Here is a 23240-nt window from a genome sequence, read left to right on the forward strand (position 1 = left end):
AAGCGGGTGGGGCATATGTGCCACTGGACCCGAATTACCCAGCAGAGCGCTTGAGCTACATGTTATCCGACACACAAGCACAGGTTGTGTTGAGTACACTAAAAACGGACGCCGCGCCGATAGCGAATAGCCAATGTCAGTGGGTAAGCCTGCACGATGCGGCGATCGCGGCGCAACCACACAGCAACCCAGAGGCAGACTGCTCAGAGCAAGACTTGGCGTACATCATTTATACGTCAGGCTCGACGGGTAAACCTAAAGGCGTGATGATTGAGCATAGTAACACGGTGTCTTTTTTAACTTGGTGTGGAAGTTATTATCGCCCTGAACAATTGAGTAGTGTGTTATTTAGTACGTCAATCAACTTCGACGTCTCCGTCTTTGAGCTTTTTGCTCCTCTCACTGTAGGCGGCAAAGTAGTCATCGTGGATCGTATCACTTCACTGATGGAAAGGGACTATGAAGATGAGCAAATCTCTTTAGTGAGCTCTGTGCCCTCAGGTCTTGAAGTATTAGTCAAAGCCAATGCCATTCCAGCTTCAGTGAAGACGGTCAACTCTGCAGGTGAAAAACTGAATTTGTCACTTCTCAATCAGTTAATTGCTTATCAGAACGTCACTGAGGTGGTGAATTTATACGGACCATCTGAAGACACAACGTACTCCACGGTTCGTAAGTTTACAGCGCCAGAGACGGATACTCCCCCTCTTGGTTATCCCATCGATTTTACAAGGGGCTTTATTCTTGATCAGCAAATGAACCTAGTGCCGTTTGGGTCTGTTGGTGAACTGTACTTGGAAGGCGCGGGTGTAACACGTGGCTACTTGAACAACCCTGAGTTAACACAAGAGAAATATTTAAACTTTTCATTTGATGACGACAGCGAGCACTTGAGTAATTTAAGGCTGTATAAGACAGGGGATTTAGTGAAATGGAATCGAAACGGAGAGCTAGAGTATTTAGGCAGAATTGATGGGCAAGTGAAAATCCGAGGTTTCAGGATAGAGCTCAGCGAAATTGAAGTCGTCTTATCACAGCTTGATGGCATCAGTGAGGCGGTTGTTTTGGCGCAGTCTACGCCCAGTGGTGAAGCTCAACTTATTGCTTATGTCAGTGTTGTTCATGATGTAGATATGTCCGAACAAAGTATACGCCAGCATCTAAAAGATCTGTTACCAGATTATATGATTCCATCATTTATTACTTTTGTATCTGATTGGCCATTACATCCGAATGGGAAAATCAATAAAAATGTGCTTCCAGAGATCTTTGGCATAAATGTTAGTAATAACTATGTTGGTGCTTCTAACGATATAGAGGAAAACTTAATTAATATCTGGAGTGATTTGTTAGGTTTAAACAGTTCTGAAATAGGTGTTGATGATAATTTCTTTAGTATAGGAGGACACTCTTTATTGGTAATGAAAATGATAAATCTAATTGGTGAATCATTTGATGTGAACTTGCCGGTTAAGCTTATATATGATTTTCCGACGGTAAGGGAAATATCGAATAGCATTTCATTATATAAAGATACTTTCTCTATGGAAGATGAGTTTGATGAAGATGCTACGGTTTTTGAAATATAAAAAAGAGAACAAAAATGTTATTCAATAAATTAAGTATAAGCGAATATCTAATAAAGGAAGCATTTCAAACTGAAAAAGGCTCCTCGGTATATGAAGTGGCGAGATGGGTTGCTGACTATTTATGTCAGCCACACCCTGATTTGGGAAGGAAAGGCCATATATGCCCTTTTACAGCAAGAGCGACTCAGTTGAATGCAATAAAGGTGATTGAAGTTAAAGGTAAAGACCTATCAGCAGACGAAGTTGAAAGTGTCGTTACGCACTACTTTGAGGACTTTATTAGAAGCTGTACTCCAAAGGATAAAAATACGATATACCAGTCCAGTATTGTTATTTTTCCAGATTTGGTTGAAAAGGACTTCGCAACGATTGATGCGGTTCAGAAAAACTTACAAAAAATGTTTGTTTTAAAAGGAATGATGCTTGGTGAATTTCATAAACATGCTTCTGGTAAAGGGCTTAGGAATAAGGATTTTAAACCTTTAATTAGCCCATTCCCGATTTTAGCAATGAGGCTGATGGTTGACACTGATTTAGAGTTTCTAAAGGCGGAAAAGTATAACTCAAAGGATAAAATATTTAACCTTTCTTCATATTTAAAAAATCTTGGTTCTGATATTAGTGATACCAGGTTTGAAGAGGTTATAAATGTGATGGTTAATATTCCTTTAGAAGAAGCTTAATTGATAACGTGAATAAGAAAGAGATTAACATGGATATTAGTATTATCGGTGCAGGACCGTCAGGAGCCTCATTTGCTTTATTAATGGCAGATTTAGGTCATAAGGTAAAACTTTATGAGAAAAGGGATGACCCAACGGTTACGGTTCACTCTGAGAGTAAATCAATCAATTTAGGGTTATCTAAGCGCGGTATAGAAACATTACGTGCAGTTGGCCTCGATGAAGCGGTATTGGAAACCTCAGTAACCATGAAAGGTCGCGCAATTCATGGTGGCGACGGTGCCATTCATTTTCAAAAGTATGGAAAGTCGTCAGAAGAAGTTTTGCACTCTATTGATAGAAATAAATTAAGCGAAATCCTAATTGGGAAAGTAAAACAGCATCAAAACATTCATGTCATGTTTAATGTGAAGTTGCTTGAAGTAGATACAGGCAAGCGTGTTTTAACTTTAGAAAAAGATGATGGTAGCACCATATCAGAGTCGTGTGATTTACTCGTTGGTGCAGATGGGGCGTTCTCCGCAGTGAGAAAGTCCATCTTAAAGGGGAACAGTGTCGATTATAGCCAAGAGTTTTTAGACTGGGGCTATAAAGAACTTACGCTCAAGCCAAGTTTTGATGGTAGTTCTAAAATAATTCAAGAGGCATTGCATGTTTGGCCACGTGATCAGCTATTGATAGTGTCTCACCCAAATCAAGATGGCTCACATACCTTGTCTCTGTTTATGCCGTTGGAAGGTGAGCAAGGGTTTGATTCGATAAAAAGCGAGGCCGATGTTCAAAGTCTATTCGCGGATTATTTTAAAGACCTGTTACCTGAAATTGATGAGATCACCAAAGAGTGGTTTGAGAAACCGGTTGGCAAGTTGGTGAACATATCGACAAGTGCTTGGTATCACGAGGATTGGGTGGTGTTAATTGGGGATGCGTGTCATGCACAGTACCCTTTCTACGGTCAAGGTATGAACTCCAGTTTGGAAGACTGCAAACTCTTGACATCATGCATCGAGGGGAACACCCATGATATTGGTGCCGCATTGAAGCAGTTTAAGTCCGTTCGAAAGCCACAAATCGACGTATTGCAAAGCTTATCTAAAGCCAATTTTATTGAGTTAAAGAATAAAGTGAATAATCGCTGGTTTAATTTCTTTAAAAAAACCGATTACTGGCTAGGGTACTTTGCGCCACAGCTTTGGAAGCCGCTCTATACAATGATAGCGCACACGACTATTCCATATGATCAGGCAATTGCCATGCATAAGAAGCAAAGGGTTACGGCTCTCTCTGTGGCTGGTGTTGCACTTATCGCCGTAGCTTGGGTATTAATATGAGATATACACTATTACTATCCAGTTCATTGAGCATCGCGACATTTTACAGTGGGGCGCAGGCCCCAGCTGTGATGCCGATTACTGAAAATCAATATTCAGCAAGCATAGTTCGAACTCGAGATGGGATCCCACATATTTATGCGGATACTTTATCCGGGATTGGTTTTGGCAATGGTTATGCACAGGCACAAGACAATGTTTGCTTGATTGCAGATCGTTATGTTCACATCAGAGGTGAACGGTCAAAATACTTTGGCGCTGATCTCAATGAAAAAAATGATGGGTTAAACTTTTACAGTGATTATGTCGCCAAAACACTACATGACCATGGGCAGGCACAAGCTCGCTTCGAACAACTGAGCGAAAACTCACAGCAGCTTATTAAAGGTTATGTGCGGGGGTACAATAAATACCTTGTACAGGTAAAACAAACAAAAACAGGTACCTGCATCGATGAACCCTGGGTGAAAAGTATTTCTACTGCGGACGTCCTTGGCTACCTAAATTCCATTTCTATTTTCGCTGGTGCTGAGGGTTGGGGGGAAGAACTGGTCACAGCGGCCCCGCCTAGCAATGAAAGTAAGTTTGCAGTTAACATGCGGCCTAATGAGAAAAAAGCGCCCGTTTTGGGTTCTAATGCTTGGGCAATAGGCAAGGCGAATGCCAAAGGAAGTCAAAGTATTTTACTGGGTAATCCGCACTTTCCGTTGGAAGGGTATTACAAGTTTTGGCAAGTACATCATGTTATGAAGGACGAGCTTGATGTTATGGGCGCTTCCATTGTTGGCTTTCCTGGTATTGTTAATATTGGTTTCAATAATCGTGTTGCTTGGAGTCATACCTACTCAACAGCAAATAAAGTCGTCATCTATGAAATGAGTACATCGGAAAAGAACCCGATGACTTATGTGGTTGATGATAAAAAATACCCGGTAAAGCAAAGAAATGAAGTCATAGAAGTCAAAGAGGGTAATCAATTAGTTAAACATCAAGTGCCTGTTTATACAACGCATTTGGGGCCTATCATTGAGAGTGACTTCTTTTCTTGGGACAAGCAACGTTTCTTTGTCTTGAATGATGTAAATTTACACAACCCTGATTTGATCGACCACTGGCTTGCTTTAAACAAAGCCTCATCTGTTGAAGAGGTTACCCAAAGTTTTGAGCAATATAATGGCCTAGTATTCAACAATACAATTGCAAGTGATGCCAAAGGCAAAGCTGCATTTATTGCGGATAACTCGGTACATCAAATTACTGAAGAGGCAGCGAACTTAGCGACCAGTGTAGAAAAATACCAAGCGTATTTGGCCACAACCGACCATCTAGTGCTGCCCAGCTCTTCATCGGATTACATACTCGGTGATAAAGTTGCCATAGCCCAGTTACCGGTATTAATTCGTGATGATTATGTACAAAATTCCAATGACACCCATTGGATGAGTAACCCTGAGGCGCCACTAGAAGGATATTCCCCCTTATTTGGTTATGAAGGGACAGAGGTTAATTTCAGAACTAGGCAAGCTATTCAATCTATCAAGTCATTCCTTAAAGACGACGGTAAAATCTCAACAGATGAAGTGACGTCAATACTATTCAAAAATGAGTCCTACTTTTTTCAGCTTATTGAAAAAGACTTAAATAAAACGTGTAAAGTCCATGCTGAGACAAGTCCGGGTTTGAAAAAAGCGTGTGGGCTGATTGCCAATTTTGACAATCGACAATATTTGAGCTCGCCTGGTAGTGTATTGATGAGGGAGTTCTTATATCACCTCGACTATGAATCGCTTGCACGTGGCGAGTTTGATCCAGCACATCCTATCACGACACCTTATGGACTCAAGCAACACGATGAAGTCATTGAAACCCTGAAGTACAGTATTTCCCTCCTTGAAACCGCAGGTATTGATATTGCTGCGAGTCTAAATGAGCACCAATATGCAACGCCGTATTTAGGTTTTCAGAATCGACCACTCTATCCTGGTTTGATAGACGAAGAGGGTGGGTTTAACTGGGTCGCAAATTGGACTTGGAATAACTCTCGTATTGAACAGACGAGCGAAAATGAACTTGTGTCTGACACGGGCTTAACAGCGCAAGGGTATGAGATCAAAATGGGTTCGAGTTGGATTATGGCTGTTACATTTAAAGATGGCCGCGTTCATCCATCCGGGTTATTAGTGACACCTCAATCCTCTAACCCGTTACAGCAGACTGTACATAAAGACACGCATATTTATATGTCTGGAAAAGGTATGCGTCCGCTCCCGTTTGATAAGAACAACATCAAAAGTAATCGTATCAGTTCCACATATATTAAAAACTAACGGAATAACATTTATTTAAGGAAGCATAATTTTGAGTATTGCAGAACAAGTCACTCATATTGAGTCAAGAGCAATGGAATACCTAAAGCAATTAGTTGGGTACGCTTCTATTACACCAGAGGATGCAGGCTGCCAAGATTGGTTAATAGCGCAGCTTGAGCAATTTGGTGCAGAAATTATTAAAATTGAAGAGAAAGGTGTTAAAAACTTTATTGCCAAAATAGGTCAAGGACAGAAAAAAAGCATCGCTTTTGCAGGCCATACAGACGTAGTGCCACCAGGAGATAGTAGTTTGTGGAAACACGCTCCATTTGCTTGCCAAATAGAGCAAGGCCATATTTATGGGCGTGGTGTTGTCGACATGAAAGGGGGGATCGCGTGTGCGTTGTCGGCCCTATCAGAGTTGGATTTTAATCTGACTGATTATTGCTTTTACTTTCTTATTACAGGTGATGAAGAAGGTGAAGCTGAGTATGGAACACGCTTATTAGTAGAGTATTTTGAGTCAAATAATATAAAGCTTGATTATTGTATTATTGGTGAACCTTCATCGAGTTTACATACTGGTGATGCAATTAAAATAGGAAGACGAGGCGCAATTAGTTACGATATTGAAATCGAAGGTAAGGCCGCCCACGTTGCCTATCCTGACATGGGGATTAATGCCATACACAGGCTAAGTGATATTATTAGAAATATCATAAATCACAACTTTGACAAGGGGTGTGATAATTTGCCTGGGACGACGATTCAAATAACGCACATAGATTCTGGCGCATGGACAGATAATATTATACCAAGAAAAGCTAAACTGTCTCTAAATGTGCGTTTTAGTGCTAAAGAATCAGAGCAGAGTATTGATGATTTTATAAGGCAGAGTATTGAGCAAGTTCAGGACAATTATAAACTCAGTAAATATAGATACTGCCCTCCCTATATGTCTAATTTTCCGCATGGGAAAGGTGACAATCTTCTCGATATTTCAAGTAGTGTAATTCAAGAAATAACAGGTAAGTACCCGATCGTTTCTACATCTGGAGGTACATCAGATGGACGCTTCATATCGAGAATATGTGAGCAGACAATTGAATTAGGACTGCCAAATAAAACAATCCATCAAATTAATGAAAATGTCAGTGTTTCTGATTTGAAACTATTAGAGCAAATCTACATAGATCTGTTCGAAATATTATTGTCAAAGTAGTGAAGGTATATATGAAACTTAATTTTAGGCACGCAGTTTGTTCTTTATCTTTAATGTGCTTTTCTCCATTCTCTGGAGCGCAAGTCATCGATGGAGTTATTACATCTGATGAACTTAAAGGCGCGACCTTATTGAATGACTTTAGACAGGTGGAACCTGAGACGAATAAAGTTTCCTCAGATACCACCCTTGTTTATATTAAAAACACTGAAGATGGTTTGTATATTGCCTTTGAAAATAGTCAAGATAAGCAATCACGAGTAAGTCGCTATCACAAACGAGATGAAGACTCTAGTGCAGACAACAACGAAGTAATCGTAGGGTTTGGCAACGAAACAAGCTATTACTTCTCAGTGTCACTAGGAGGGGGCTACTCGGATGCAGCTTATAGTTTTACCAATGGGTATAACTATGATGTTGATTTAGATTGGCAGTTTGCTTCATCACAAAATGACGACAAATGGTTCACGGAAATACTTATTCCAGCGAATATCATTGCAACCAACATCAATCAAGATGATCCCGTTTTAAAGCTCTGGTTTAGCCGAGAAATCAAAGCGAAATCTGAAAAATTTGCTTTCCCATATACGAAACCTGATAACCCAAGCTTCTTGCTTAAACAACATGAGTTTCAAACCGCAGCGTACGAGCTGGATTTTGACAGTCGATATGAAGGTTACATATTAAATAGTGGCGACTCGCTGACCAATAGTAAATTGAACTATGGCTTGGACTTTGACTTTAGTATTGACAGTGGCAAACACAAAGTGATGGGGACTGTTAAACCCGACTTTGGCACTGCAGAAAGTGATGAGATCGTGCTTAATTATTCATCGACAGAAACTTTGCGTAGTGATAAGCGCCATTTCTTTAGTAGGAACAATGAGTTGTTTAACATCAACTTTTTTGATGAAGTGATTGTGTTTCATACTCGGCGTGTTGGTGACAGTAGCCGAAGTCAAGAAGTCGATTTTGCTGCCAAATATTTCTTGAATGCGGGTTCTGCTCAATATGGGGCATTTGTCGCTCAAGAAGAGAGTGTAGTACCTGGAAAGCGCAATAATTATGCGCTTTTTAGAGCGAAGAAAGATTTCGACAATGCGTATGTTGGTGTGATGTCAAACTATGCAGACATAGGTGGAGAAATATCAAAGGTCCATACGCTTGATATGGCCTATTGGAGCGATAAAAGTAGAATCAATTCGATGTTTATTGTGAGTGATGATAATGCTCAGTCAGATTCTAAAAATGGTTTTGTATATGACTTTAGACATGATTATAGTGAAGCCTTTAGATTTAAATCTAGAGGTATATATTTAGAAGATGGGTTTGATATTAACTCATCTGGTTATAATGAAAGAGGGAATATATTTAAGGTAAGTGGTCGTTTTGAGTATATTGTTAATGAACCAGAGGAGTTTGTTTCTAGCTACACCCAAGCTGTTGGTATTCAATACTCTAAGAACTTAACTGGTTATCAATTGCAAGATGAGTATTATTATCAAATTGATGCAACTATTTTTGAATCTTCAAATTTACACTTTGAATATTTGTATACTGAAAGTGGGTTTAATGACAACACTTTAGATGACAATCAAGTGGTACACCTTCCTTCTCTCAATTCATACTATGTTGAGTTTACCGATGAAGGACATTCAATCTTTGAATATAGCCTCTCTTACCAACGTTATCAGCAAGGTTTATCAGACTGGACAGATAGCTACTATGCATCAACGAATGCAAAAATAAGTGAGCTATTTAGTATTGGCGTTGATACCACAATTGAAAAGTCAAATGACTGGGTTATTGGAGAATCTGAAAATGAGCTAGGTCGGTATAAGTCTGATTCAGATAGTTATTCTTTAAGTGGTACATTCAACTTTGGTAAAGATAATGAGCTCATTTTTAAAGCAGAATACCAAAAGGTTGATGCAGTTAATATATCAATGTTATCAGTTGATCAGGCCGGTAATATTTCTTCTACATCGTCAGGTGACGATTTCTTAGATGAAGTAGTTAGCGCACAAGTTCGATATCGAGTTAAGTTAAATGATCGCTTAGAGGTATTGGTTGTATACAACAAGTCTTCAGAGAAAAACTACCTTGGTAAAAACCTTAAAAACAAATCAAAAGGCTTCTCTGATCTGTTATTTGAAAACGGAGAAGATGTCTTTATCTCCAAAATAAAATATGTATTTTAATTCACTTTGATGGCTATTATAAAATGGATTCAATAGAAACTTTACTGAAGAGACTATCTCAAAACGGTATTAAGCTTTCGGTAGAAAATGAAACATTAAAAGTTTCAAGTAATAATAAAGTCTCTGCAAGCCTAGTTCAGGAAATAAAGGACAATAAAGCTGCAATTATTGAGTATTACAGCCGACATTTCGCACCATCAAATGGCGTTAAAAGGCTCCCTCGTCGTGCCGACGCGATGTACAATCTCTCTCCAGCACAGGGACGTTTGTGGTTCGAAGAGCAAATAGGCGATGGGGCACTAGATAATGTAATTGAGTTTTCGTACGAGGTGGATGAACAATTCTCTCTTGAACTTGCGAGTAAGTGCTTTTCAACCATCATTCAGCGCCATGAGGTGCTACGCTCTAACTACGTGCATACAGCTGATGGACCAAAAACGCTGATCAGGGACACCTTTGATTTTAAGGTGGATTGTGAAGAGGTGATGTATGAGGACGAACATTTCGACAAGTCACTGAATGATTTACGGAGAGATAAATTCAAGCACCCATTCAACCTTGAACATGATCTAATGCTTCGCGCATTACTTGTTAAAGGTAAATCGAAAAAGCTGGGTAGTGTCAAGCAAGTATTGGTTATTCAAGTACATCACATTGCCTTTGACGGGAGTTCAATTGGGTTACTTTATGATGAGTTTAACGCGTTATATTTGGCTAACGGAGCGCCCAGTGTTTTACCACCATTAAAGATCCAATACGTGGACTATGCTGATCACCTTGCCCACAATAAAGTTGCTGGGTATCAAGAAAAGCTAGACTTTTGGCTAGATATGCTGAGTGATATTCCGGCCGTTCATGATCTCAGATTGGATTATAGTCGCCCTGAAGTTAAATCTAGCAAAACACAGTCAGAATCATTTGTACTCGATGATGCGGTCAGCGCTCAAGTATATGCATTTTGTAAGCAACACTCCGTGACGCCATTGATGTTCTTACATGCTGTGATGGTGTTGTCGTTAGGGATGTATTCTGAATCTAAAGACATCGTGATAGGTATACCAAGCTCAAATAGAAACGATGTGAATTTAGAGAGGCTGCTCGGCTACTTTATTAATACGCTGGTACTTCGAGTCAAGGTTGAAGATCTTGATGAAGCATTTGTAAGTCTATTGAGCAAAGTCAGCGCGTTGCATGCTAAATCTCAAGCCAGCCAAGAGATTAGTCTAGACATCATACTTGAAAATATGTCGATCACGCGTAGTCAAGCGTTCTCGCCAGTGTATCAAATCATGCTGAATGTTGACGTGGATACCACAGATGCCGAGCCTGATAGCCCATCAGTATTGAAAGAGAGCTGGGACACTGAAGACACCGAATCAGCGGTAGACCTTAATTTCGTATTTAGTTTGGGTGATGATATTGAGCTGGACCTTATCTATGATCCATCGCTCTTTATGACTGAGTCGATCACTAAATTCGCGCTGGCGATGAATGAGATAATTCATCGCATTGTCGATGCCCCTAACGCGACGTTAAGAGAATTGTTAACTATCAGTGAGGTTGAGCAAGCAACCTACATGAATGCTGTTGATAGTCAGCCGACATTTGTGCTGAACGCAGAAGTGGAACTGAATAAAATTATCACCGATGCTTTTGTCAATGGCGCTCAAAGCGTAGCAGTCATTGATGAACAGCAACAATACACGTATCAAGACTTACAAGAAAAAAGCCATCAAATTGCGGCTTCACTCGTACAACAAGGAGTCGTTGCAGGCGATAGGGTAGTTATCGTATGTCGCTATTCATTTGAGTCTATCGCAGCAATTTTAGGTACGCTGCTTGTGGGAGGGACCTATGTGCCAATCGCATCGTCGCTGCCTCAAGAACGGATCCAATATATTATTTCGGACAGCGATGCTCGCGTTGTGGTGATAAACGAAAGGGAGACTGAGTTTGATGCAGATTTGCTCCCTGAACAGGTTAAGGTTGTGCCTGTTTCTGCGCAGGTAGCGGCATCTGATCATAAATTTGTTGCCGTAAAAAGACACTTAAATAGCGCACCATATATTATCTATACATCGGGCTCTACCGGATTGCCAAAAGGCGTTAAAGTCACTGATTCGAATCTAATTAATCTGTGCAACGGTTTTATAGATCTGCATGATTTTACTGACTCTACTGTGTTGATGATACCGCCACTATTCTTTGATGCGTCCGTTGGTAATGTATTTCCTATTTTGTTGACTGGTAATACGCTGGCGATGTATCCAAACCCTGCTGAGCTGACGTTATCAACACTTAATCAATACTGCCTTGACAATCAAATAACGCACCTAGACGCCCCCGTTTCAATGCTTAAAAATTGGATTCGAGAGATGGCGCTCTCCCCAGGTGACTATCTGGATCCTGTTGTCGCCGTGTCGTTTGGCGGAGAAGCGATAGATGTTGAGACGTTGCACAACTTTAATGAACTCACTCATCATCGTATTGCGTTATTTAATCATTATGGCCCGACAGAAACGACTGTGTGTGCCACCGTCGAGCAGTTTGATCAGACTAAAAATTACTCCGAGGGTAAACTTGCAATGGGACGCCCTTTACCCGGCAACAGAGTGTATATCATGAATGATTGCCAAGAATTGGTCCCACATGGTTGCGCTGGAGAAATTTACATTGCTGGTGAGTTGGTTTCTTGTGGCTATGTGAATAACCCTGACATGTCAGCAGAAAAATTCGTTGCTGATCCGTTCAGCAATGGGCGTATGTATAAAACAGGTGACCTAGGCTATTTTCATCATGGTGAGTTTTATTACATAGGTCGAAATGACAATCAAGTTAAGATACGCGGCTTTAGAATTGAATTGGGAGAAATTGAGTCGGCGATTCTAGCGCAAGGTGAGATTAAAGATTGCTTGGTCTTACCTAAGCAATTAAGTGATGGCGCAGATGCTCAGCTGGTCGCGTATTTACTGATTGGAAAAACGCAAACACTAGACATTCAAAGCCTTCGTCAACGTTTGGTTGCGAGGTTGCCTGACTATATGGTCCCTCAGTTTTTTGTCGACCTCAACGAGTGGCCATTGACCTCCAATGGTAAAATTGATCATAAAGCCCTACCGAACCCTTCATCTGCGATACTGATGCAAGATTACGAGGCGCCGAAGAGTGAGACTGAGCATCAACTCGTAGCGATTTGGGCTGAGTTATTAGGTCTTCAAGCTGAGCAAGTGTCAACGTCTGCAAACTTTTTTGCTTTAGGTGGTCACTCATTGATGGTGATTAAACTCGTTTCAGAGATTCAGCGCTCGATGAGTGTAGAGCTACCTATCAAATCGGCCTATGACAGCGAACACCTAGCTGCAATGGCATCCTTCATTGAGCGGAGCCAGGGGGCAGAAGCGCTTATTCCGTTAGTAGCACAAACTAAAGATGCGCTTGCGATTCCGTTATCTTTTGCCCAGCAGCGCCTGTGGTTTGTGGACCGTTTAGAGGGCGACAGTGCGCATTATAACATGCCTGAATCATGGCCGGTGGATGGTACTTTTGACGTTGCAGCGGCGGAGACTGCACTACTAAGAGTGATTGAACGTCATGAAGTTTTAAGAACCACTTACATTGACACTGAAGCTGGAACTGTACAGCGTATTACGCCTTTTAGTGACGTTAATTTTGCTATTAAAGTTTACGATCTGGCTCAGCTCGATGAGCAGCAGAAGGCGACGCAACTGAACAGCATTATTGATGATGAGAGCAGCACGCCTTTCAACCTCGAACAAGACCTCATGTTACGCGCAGCTTACATTAAGTTATCTACAGAGGAAGCGGTGATGCAGCTGACTGTGCATCATATTGCATCGGATGGTTGGTCAATGCCAATATTAACGGAAGAGTTTGAGCAGCAGTACGATGCTATTGTAGCGGGTCAGCCTAGCCCTTATGCACCTCTGCCTCTCCAATACGCTGACTATGCGATTTGGCAGAGAGCGTGGTTAGCGAGTGACGCGATAAGAGCTCAAGAGGCTTACTGGGAGGCACAATTAGCTGGCTTGCCATTAGTGCATAGTTTACCGCTTGATTATGTGCGTCCTTTGCATAAGTCGTATGTGGGCGCTGAGTTTACGTGGGCATTACCTAAGGCGCTCAGTCAGCAACTAAAAGCCATTGCTCAAGCGCATAATATGACCATGTTCATGTTACTCCATGGTGTATTTTCACTGCTGATTTCGCGTCACAGTAATCAATCAGATGTCGCAATAGGGGTGCCCGTTGCCAATCGAATGCAAGCTGAGTTAGCGCCGCTCATTGGCTTTTTCGTAAACACCTTAGTACTGCGCGCAGATTGCAAGGCACAAAGTATTGACGCGTTTCTTGCACATATACGGACACTTCATCTGGATGCACAAGCAAATCAAAGCGTACCATTCGAGCGTGTTACTGAGTTGTGTAATGTACAAAGAAGTACCCAATACAACCCACTATTTCAGATCATGTTTGACATGGTTTCGGATGAACAATCACAAGGGTCAGACGAACAGGAAGCCTTGGGTGAAGTGTGCGTTTCAGCGGTCAAATTCGATTTGGAGCTTTTAGCGCAGTGGCATGAAGGCCACTTGGAGTTTAATTGGGTATTTGATACAAACCTTTTCAAAACTGACACGATTCAGAGGCTACATGGGCATTTTGTAAAGTTGCTAGAGAGCCTGGTATGTGACGAATATCAGTATGTGTCTCAGCTGACCATGCTGAGCGAAAGCGAATTAACGGAACTCCATAGCTATTTAACGCCAGCGTCGCACGTTCAGTCATCCTCTGTGTGTTTGCATGAACTCGTTGCGCGACAAGCCGCAGTGACCCCTGATAATCAGGCGATTATGTATCAGGGCCAGCAAATTAGTTATCAATTGCTTGAAGCTAAGGCAAACCAAGTTGCACAGTATTTGAGAGATTATCACGACGTCAAACCAGAACACGTTGTGGGATTGTATGCAAGTCGTGGTATCGAGTTAATTGTCGGTATGCTGGGTATATTAAAAGCCGGTGCCGCATTTGCGCCGATAGATCCTAATTATCCACAGGAACGGATCGACTACATTTTATCGGACACAAAGGCGTCTGTCGTGTTGTGCACGGGAGAGTTAAACACCACGGATATCACGTCAATGTCTGAGCACTGTAGTGCTATTCATATTGACGATGCGAAGATAACATCCTTGCCTTCAGTGACAGTCCATAGTGAGGTGCAACCTACTCACCTTGCTTATGTAATTTATACCTCAGGCTCCACAGGTCAGCCGAAAGGTGTCATGGTTGAGCACAAGGCAATTGTTTCACACATCCAAAATATTGTGCGGTCGTTTCATGATGACGTGCGCAATGTACTGCAATTAAACAGTTTTGTTTTTGATGCGTTTTTAGAGCATACCTTTGCCGGTTTGAGCAATGGCGCGTGTGTACACTTCCCGGATGATGGACCGCTTGATCTATCCCAGTTAATTACCACGGTAGATGGGTATCAGATAGAGCTAATGGATATGCCTGTTGCTTTATTTAAGGTGTTGTTAAGCAGTGATTCTGAGTATCTCCATGGTTCGGCGTTATCGAGTTTACGTCAAGTCGTGGTTGGGGGTGAAGCGCTGCCTGCAAAATCGGTGGAACATTGGTACCAATCGCCAATTGCGCAGAGCTGCAAACTAATAAATGCCTATGGGCCAACAGAAACAGTGATAACGGCAACGGCGCATACAGTGATACAAGCGGATAAGCATAACGTGAGCATCGGTTCTGCAATAGGAGAGCGGGGGATCATTGTTGCTGACGAGCATTTAAACCTCGTACCGAAAGGCAGTATCGGTGAGCTTTACATTACTGGGGTGAGTATTGCGAGGGGCTATTTAAATAAGCCTGATTTGACGGCGAAGAGCTTTATCGAGAACCCTTATCGTGAGATTGATGGACAAAAACGCAATAGCCACTTGTATAAGACGGGCGATTTAGTGCGCATGAGGTCCGATGGTAATTTGGAATTTATTGGCCGTGTTGACAATCAAGTTAAAGTCAGAGGCTATCGCATAGAGCTCAGTGAAATCGAAGCTATGCTTCTGGAGCATGTAGATGTCAAAGATTGCCAAGTTTTAATCCAAAAATCAGATCATGATGATGAAAATCAGCTGGTTGCATATGTTGTGAATGAGTCAGAAACAGCCTTCTCGATTGAAGCACTGTACACGTATTTGGTCGCAAATCTCCCAAGTTATATGGTGCCAAACAGTTACGCTGAAGTACAACAATGGCCTTTGACTGCCACGGGGAAAATTGACCATAAGTCATTACCTAGCCCAATTACTTATACCAAGCAGGGAGAATACGAAGCGCCCAATGGGGCTGTGCAGATGCAGCTTTTAGAGATTTGGTGCGCACTTCTGGCCATGCCCAGCGACACAGTCTCTATCAATGATAGCTTTTTTGAAGCGGGCGGGCATTCGCTATTGGTGCTGAAGCTTGTCGATAGAATTGACCATGAGATTGGTGTGAAACTCACGGTTAAGGACATTTACAACAACGTTACGATCAAAGCATTAAGCCATATGATAGACGGTGAGTTAACTGTGGCGTCGGAGCAGTTTACGGAGGAAGGATGGCTATAAATAAAGCGATTCAACTACTGGAAGCAAGTAAAAATAGCGGCGTTATTTTGTTTGTGGAAGATGGAAAGTTGGGATACAAGGTCAAAGCAAATGGGTGCTTTGACTCACAGTTAAAGCAAGAAATTGTTGCTAATAAAGGCGATATTGTTGCGCTTTTGTCTTCTGAGCGAAAGCATGCGGTGGTGAAACTGGGTGACGGCGCGAAGACGGATCTTTTCTTTGTCCTTGGCGCTGGTATGTCTTCAGCCTCGCTGTTGCAATGTGCAAAGCCTTTAGCGGATGCATTTAATATTAATGTCTTGGAAGACCCGAGTTTTACAGGTGCCGCGCCCTTTCATACCTTCGCAGATATGGTCGCTTGCTACACGCACAATGTTGTTGAAACTGTGCACGATGAAACAGTTAATTTAATTGGCTTTTCTATGGGAGGCACTGTGGCTTTTGAACTTGCTCTTGAGCTAGAAAAGCAAGGGAAAAAGGTGAATCTATTGCTGATTGACAGTTTATTCACGTTATATGAATACGCGCATGAAAACTCGACTTTGCAAGATGAGGAAGTCGAGAGCTTAGACTCAATCATTAAGCCAATCTACCTGAATCATGTGCGTCTCATGTCAAATTACAAGCCAAGTCAACAGTTCCACGGGCAAGGTCACTATGTGTCTTGCTTGCATGGGGTTATTGCGCCACGGCGAGATGAGATTGAACGACAGTTAAATGCATTTTCTACAAAGGCATTTGGCATCACAGAAGTTGAAAGCGAGCATCTCGACATATTTTCAAATGCGAAGGTCGATGTGCTTTCACGCGTATTAAGCAATTGTTTCCCATGATTATTGGTGAGTTATGTTTTTAGAACTAGTTTATAAATTTAAGTATCGAATTCTCTTATCAACATTATTGGGTGGCGCAAGTGCAATCTTAAGTCTTTACCTGATTGATGAAATGACGAATATGGCCAATGGAGGGGATTTAAACGATCCGAGCTTGTGGTTAGTTAAAATTTTGTGCCTCATTGCGGTGTTTTTTGCAATGAGTACTGGATCAAGTCTCATATTAAATAAAATGAGCGTTAAAATTGTACAGGCAATTCAAGAGAAAATATCAGGTCGCGTGTTGAATACGCAATATAATACGATTGAAAAAATGGGTAAGCACAAGATACTCGCAACCTTTACTTCAGACGTGAATGATATCGCTTCAGCAATTTCAGCTGCCCCTAACTTTATTTACAATTTATTGGTGGTTTTTTGCTGCTTTATTTATCTTGCATATACCTCAATTGAATTATTCATGGGTTTTTTAGTCACGCTAGCGATAGGGTTTTCAGCGTCGTACTATGTAATTAAGGTCGCATATCGCAATGAGGAAAAATTCAGGGACAGTTACGATGTGATGCATGATCGATTTAAAACAATCGTGGATGGCATGAAAGAACTTCAGACAAATCAAGTCCGTCGTAGCCATTTTTACAATGTTGACCTTGTTCCAACACTCAGAAAAACCAATTCGTTTGCCTATAAGTCGGATTGTGCATGGAGTATTTCACAAAATTGGGGACAGTGTATTTTATTTATCATTTTATCTGTTATCGCGTTTATTAATCTCATGGGCTATAGCAGTGGTGAGCAGTTCTTAAAGTTTGTGTTTGTGATTGTGTTTTTGATAGGCCCTTTTGATTTTCTTTTGTCTTCGCAAGAGCAGATTAGTTCAGCGATTGTGTCATTGAAGAAAATCGGCACAATGGAGTTGGCTCCAAAGGAGCAAATAGAGCAAGTCAACAGCATTGACGTATATACAGACTGGGATCAGATCACCTTCTCAGACCTGAGTTATAAGTACAATGACTTTGATGAAGGTTTTGAGTTTGGTCCACTTTCTTTGGAGATTAAACGCAATGAGTTGATTTTTATCAAAGGGGGTAATGGCAGTGGTAAATCTACATTCATAAAGCTATTAACTGGGCTTTTCATAAGAATGGACGGACAGATTCATATCGATGATAAATTAGTTGGAATAGAAGATTACAATCGATATAAGAATCTGTTTAGTGTGATCCACTCCGATTTTTATCTATTCAACAATGTTATAGATAAAAAATCCGACAATGCAGATGATGAAGAAATTAGAGTGTTACTTAAGAAGCTAAAGCTGGACGAAAAAGTGACGGTCTCAAATGGCAAATTTTCAACGACTAATTTGTCACATGGTCAGCGTAAGCGTTTGGCATTGATTATCTCATTGTTTGAAGACTCTGAAATCTACGTGTTTGATGAATGGGCAGCAGATCAGGATAAAACGTTTAGAGACTTTTTCTATCAGTATTTCTTAAAAGAGCTTCAAAAGCGCGGTAAAACGCTGATTGTAATTAGCCATGACCTCGAATACTTTGACAATGCTGATAGGGTACTCGAGTTCAAAGATGGTAACCTTTGGTATGACAGTCAAACAGATGCACAAAGTAAAGGCGCGATTTTAGAGCCTGCGCTTTGAGATAACCATTGAGCTCAGTTTAATTGAACTGAAAAAAACAAGGGGCTAGGTCGTTTTTAGCCCCTTATCCTCGCATTCTGAGATGTAACTTAGTTAAAGCTTCTGTCGAGACTCAGTCATGGTCACTCTCCACTTTCTACAGATTGCTGTCAAGGTTTTCACTTTAGGACGCAAAGCGCAGTCATTAAAGAGTAATCAGTCAACACCTGCGAAACCTCCGCATATGTCATTTTTCTTCCTATGAGCATTTTTCATTTCTACCCGAAAGGGGATTGCTAGGTGGTTTCAAGGCGTCCAATAAATGAGAAAATACGGCGCTCATCTCCCCCTTAAAAGTTCAATATTTGTAATACTTGCGAGTGATGTTTGCAATTTACTTTACCCACGTTGGTGTCTATACGGTCCTCTACTAACATGTTAATGCGCTGACCTATCGTGATTGATACGTCAATAAAATGCGGATTAAGCCTGTAAACATACTATCCATCCATTAAGTTACCCAACCACTCATCGCAATGAATAGATCAAAAAATTGAGTGTGTCTGCATTTATACAACTTTTGCAGGCTATGCTTTCGAGGGAATATTTACTGACTTGGTCAATTAAAAGGAGTGTGTTCGATGTTGAGAGTAATAAAGTGGGTTCTGCCGTGCTTCGTTTTTCATGCTGGCGCACAAGCAAAGGCATGTGACTCTATAGCGTCTTTGTCTTGGCTTGTTGGCCATTGGTATTCTGAAAGTCGCAGTCTAAAAATTAACGAGTCTTGGCAACAAGTGAGTGGAAAAACCCTTGAGGGTGCCGGTGAGACGTACTCCATCAAGAAAGGCAAAATGGTCAGTGCCGAAACTTTACGCATTGTCGAAATGTCTGGAGAGGTGTTTTATATTGCTAAGGTAGCGAGCAATGAAGCGCCTGTGGCATTTAAGCTGACACGTTGCGCAGCAAATACGGTGATATTTGAAAATCCGCACCATGACTTTCCTAAAAAACTACATTACCAAGCAATGGAAGAGGGGCAGATGACCGTATTTGTTTCTGGAGAAAAAGGGAAGGCCTTTTCAATTAAATTTAGGCGCGAACACACGCGCCAATAAACCATTTAAAATAAAGGGGATAAGTGTGGTGCTGTACTAGAGTAAAGCTGTCTGAGACGCAATGGCCATTGAGCCTTGTGTACATATATTCTATGGTACTCGCGATTGAAAATCAGCGCTCACACAGATTGAAACGTGATATTTAGAGCTGCTCAACCAGAGAGGGTGTTCTTATGTGCCTAACGAATAAAGCGCCACTAGGGGTTACATTCGCGACGAGCGTACTACTTCACGCGAATATGTTTTTTGAATATCAATTCACGCTTCAATAGGACGTGATGTGCAATGGTGTGTGTGCATATCGATGTCAGGACCGCACACTCATGGTGTATTGAAAAGAAAGAGTGCCTAACTATCCAAAAAGTGAGCACTTGAGTTAATTGGGCGCTAATCACCGACTTTGAAGTTATTGAGCTATGCGAAGATGTCGGTGTTTACATTAAAAACTAACATGGCGTAGCTCAACCTCTTTTAATCGGATTGGAGTAGTGTAAAAATAACCGAGCCTACTACGGTTCACGCTCTGAGATGACGAGGGCAATGTGAATCACGGTGCATTTGTCTGGCATGCATATCTTCATAGATCTTGTATCGTGTTGTGGCAAGTTAAAAAAGGAGAAGGAATGCGACTGCTTAAGTTCAGCTTTTTTGGGGGACTATTGATTTTTTTGATCGCTTGCTCTGACAGCAATCAACTAGCTGACCCCAATTTTATACCACAAAATACACATAAAACCTTTTCAGATAATAACAGCCCTGTTGTGTCTATAGATGAGGCACACAATAATTTTTTAACTGCAAATGGGCGGTATAGGCCGTTTAAGCAAGTGCTGGAGAGTGCCGGTTACACAGTTTGGCGGAATAAAAGGCGCTTTTCTTTAGACAGCTTACGTCCTGTTGATATCATTGTTATCGCAAATGCGTTGGATAGAAAAAGAAAGGACTGGCGTCCCCCATATACGGATGCTTTAACCACCAGTGAAGTATCAAGCATCAAAACATGGGTGTCTGAAGGTGGTTCCCTGTTTCTGATTGCAGATCATACACCTTTTCCGCGTATCATCGAGAATTTAGCGGTTGAATTTGGATTTGAATTCAGTAATGGACATGTCGGTAATGCCTTATTTCATATTAAGGACAAAACACTGGGTGCGCATGCGATTACTACAGGTGTTGAACATGGCAAAAATAAGCTTTTATTACCTGCCATGTTAACTGAAGTGGCCACAAGTACACCTCGCTCTAACCGAATAGCGCAGATCAAAACATTTGGCGGCGCGGCTTTTATTGGGCCTCCGGAGTCTGTGTCGTTATTAACACTGGGAGATGGGGCGTTTTCGACTGTTCCTGAAGTGCCTTTTCAAGTTAATTCTGATACTCCAAGATTGTCTGTGCGGGGTTGGAGTCAAGGCGCCGTATTGGAGGTTGGTAAAGGGCGTGTGGCCGTGTTTTCTGAAGGAATGATGTTTTCATCTCAATTAAATACCAATACGGGGAAGCCTATGGGTTTTACATCTCATGGTGCTGAGCAAAATGAAGCGTTCTTGCTGAATGTCATGGCCTGGCTTGCTGGCGTCATTTAGTCGTGCAAGTTAGCAGGTAAGCTGAGCATCACGCTATGTGCTTTATTCATGTGTGGCTGTTTCGTCTTACTCCGAACTTTTACTAAGCTAGTTATTTCCGTTTTGATTAGGTGTTTGTTTTTACATGATTAAAGCACTTTACTTAGGCATCATTTATTTATTGCCAGTACTCCTACTACCACTTTGGTTAACCCATTTTCAAGGTGCATGGATAGTATTTTATATCCCATTTGGCTTTTTTTATGCAGCCTACGTCTGGTTTAAGCCCACTCAAAATATGACAAAATATATCGTGGCAACGCCCCTCGTCTTTATGCTTAGTTTGTTATTATGTATTTTGATTCCAATCGGCTATAAATATGGTCTGGGTGCAGCGATTGAGTTTCTACCAGCCGTGCTCATTGTTGCAATACCGACAGGCTGTGTAATCGGTTTGACCTATGTCACCATCGCTTTACTTATTTTGAAAGCTTTTTCTAAATTTAATTGTGAGCTAAGAGGTTAAAGGTATCACCTCGTGAAATAAAGGCTGCATTTAATATGAAAACAGGATGACTCATAGCATGGGTTTAGCCTGATTGCTTTCATCGAGTAGCACATATGGTTTCAATTTTATGGGCCGGATCCTTCCTAAAATATACCAAGTAAGAAATAAACACCTTAGTTAAAGTGCGTATTCTGTTATTAACTGAATAAGGTATCGTTTTAATGATTTCAAATAAACTTGCTGTCCCACCAGAGAAAATGATCACCGTTGGTGGTTACGGGTGTTTAAAAGCACTGGAATATCTTGGTATTACTGAGGCAAAGCACTTTGTAAGTATGAGTTCGTGGACTCGTTCCAATACGATGATGTGGATAGACAGGGAGGCAATGATTAGGAAGTGGGGGCTTAAGCATGGATATACAGGCGAAGGTGACTATGTGCCGAGCGGTATCGTCTCACAGTATGTAGCAAGCGAGCTAATAAACAGATTTTCAAAAGAACAAGTAATGTTGCAGTGTTACGTAAATGAGATTAAAACATCGGTATGCGGAAATTTTGAGGTGAACTACTATGATATTCGAAAAGGTAGATTTAATTCTTATATTACCGAAAATGTTTTTTTAGGCGATAGCCTTGGCAGTCCACAGCGATTAGTTGTGGAATTTGATGAACTCAGTTCAATTAAAAGAAAGCCAGATACCAATCTATATAGTTACGACTATGAATCCGTTTTGAATAACCAGGATACTCTTAATGAAATCATTCTTACCGGAGAAGTTGCTATAGTTGGTGCGGGGCCAACAAGTCTATGGCTTGTAAGGCAATTAGCTAAGCAAGCAGAAAAATTAAAACATCAGGTTAATCTTAAGTTATGCCTAAATCAGTTTGATATGGATAAATGGCAAGGTGGGATAAGCAATGGACAATGGAGTAAACAGGAAGTTTCAGACTATGATAAGCTGTTACTGCTTCAAGCTCCCAGAGCAATGCCAGCGGAAATCGATGATTTGCTGCGCAGTAACTATCTGACGTATGAATTTGCCAATCACCTAAAATATAAATTCCTCAATTGCAATTTGGTAGGTGTGGGATCGCAAGCTGGGTTGAAATCAGCAGATGAACATTGGATACCCGTTACGCCAAGCACTCAAGATGTATCGGTCATTGAATGTATTGGGCAACGCTCTAGGCGTAGCAATATTTGCAGTGCGCTTATCTCGAAAATGGAGCGAGTAGAATACGAACGTATGCTTCTGGGTTGGGCGTATAAGTCTGCAGCTGGAGGTTATATATTTACTTTACCTGACAGCGACGATACAGGGAATTTCTTAGTGAATATTGGCAAAAAGAATAACCTCCCCCCTTATTCAATTCAGAATATCGATGAAGCGATGAAAACGATTAAGAACTCAAAGGTATTCTAGTACGGTGATTTAATAATATTATATCGTTTTTCTACAGGTTGGCTATTATTTGCCAACCAATGTTAATGGCTAATACATATTAAATCTGCTTTATATCAGTCGCATGAAAGAGGTCATAGCGTCTTTGTCGAGTCTGTCAAGGCAACAAGAAAGTAATTGGACTTGTTATTCCTCTTGGTG

13 protein-coding genes are annotated in these 23240 nt (G+C 41.2%); all 13 read left to right on the forward strand.

From position 1 onward, the window contains the following. A partial coding sequence (locus L1286_RS16620) for a non-ribosomal peptide synthetase (RefSeq protein ID WP_235408165.1) occupies positions 1-1589 on the forward strand: 1589 nt, incomplete at its 5' end. Between the two features lie 14 nt (positions 1590-1603). After that, positions 1604-2272, forward strand: a complete 669-nt coding sequence (locus tag L1286_RS16625) for a DUF6875 domain-containing protein (RefSeq protein WP_235408166.1) — start codon at positions 1604-1606, stop codon at positions 2270-2272. A 29-nt stretch (positions 2273-2301) separates the two neighbouring features. Continuing rightward, positions 2302-3603, forward strand: coding sequence for an FAD-dependent oxidoreductase (locus L1286_RS16630; protein WP_235408167.1), 1302 nt, complete (start codon positions 2302-2304; stop codon positions 3601-3603). Further along, entirely contained in the window at positions 3600-5930 is a 2331-nt protein-coding gene (locus tag L1286_RS16635; RefSeq protein WP_235408168.1) for a penicillin acylase family protein, read from the forward strand. Before L1286_RS16630 ends, L1286_RS16635 begins: the two co-directional genes overlap by 4 nt. A gap of 31 nt (positions 5931-5961) precedes the next feature. Then, positions 5962-7134, forward strand: coding sequence for a succinyl-diaminopimelate desuccinylase (gene dapE / locus L1286_RS16640; protein ID WP_235408169.1), 1173 nt, complete (start codon positions 5962-5964; stop codon positions 7132-7134). Between the two features lie 11 nt (positions 7135-7145). Next, entirely contained in the window at positions 7146-9335 is a 2190-nt protein-coding gene (locus L1286_RS16645; protein ID WP_235408170.1) for a DUF5916 domain-containing protein, read from the forward strand. Positions 9336-9358: 23 nt separating this feature from the next. Then, a complete protein-coding gene (locus L1286_RS16650; protein WP_235408171.1) occupies positions 9359-15979 on the forward strand; it encodes a non-ribosomal peptide synthetase in 6621 nt (2206 codons plus the stop codon). Next, a complete protein-coding gene (locus tag L1286_RS16655; RefSeq protein ID WP_235408172.1) occupies positions 15970-16812 on the forward strand; it encodes a thioesterase domain-containing protein in 843 nt (280 codons plus the stop codon). The genes L1286_RS16650 and L1286_RS16655 overlap by 10 nt, the downstream gene beginning before the upstream one ends. Positions 16813-16825: 13 nt before the next feature. Continuing rightward, positions 16826-18472 carry a cyclic peptide export ABC transporter gene (locus L1286_RS16660; RefSeq protein ID WP_235408173.1) on the forward strand — a complete coding sequence of 549 codons (1647 nt, stop codon included), beginning with the start codon at positions 16826-16828 and terminating at the stop codon, positions 18470-18472. Positions 18473-19092: 620 nt separating this feature from the next. Then, a complete protein-coding gene (locus L1286_RS16665) occupies positions 19093-19566 on the forward strand; it encodes a DUF6265 family protein (RefSeq protein WP_235408174.1) in 474 nt (157 codons plus the stop codon). Positions 19567-20189: 623 nt separating this feature from the next. Then, positions 20190-21149, forward strand: a complete 960-nt coding sequence (locus L1286_RS16670; RefSeq protein WP_235408175.1) for a DUF4350 domain-containing protein — start codon at positions 20190-20192, stop codon at positions 21147-21149. Positions 21150-21273: 124 nt separating this feature from the next. Then, positions 21274-21654 carry a hypothetical protein gene (locus L1286_RS16675; RefSeq protein ID WP_235408176.1) on the forward strand — a complete coding sequence of 127 codons (381 nt, stop codon included), beginning with the start codon at positions 21274-21276 and terminating at the stop codon, positions 21652-21654. Between the two features lie 203 nt (positions 21655-21857). Beyond that, positions 21858-23060: a hypothetical protein gene (locus L1286_RS16680; protein WP_235408177.1), complete on the forward strand. Its 1203-nt coding sequence runs from the start codon at positions 21858-21860 to the stop codon at positions 23058-23060. The last annotated feature ends 180 nt before the right edge of the window (positions 23061-23240 follow it).

Origin of the sequence: Pseudoalteromonas sp. SMS1 (assembly GCF_021530565.1) — a bacterium.
Classification (GTDB): domain Bacteria; phylum Pseudomonadota; class Gammaproteobacteria; order Enterobacterales; family Alteromonadaceae; genus Pseudoalteromonas.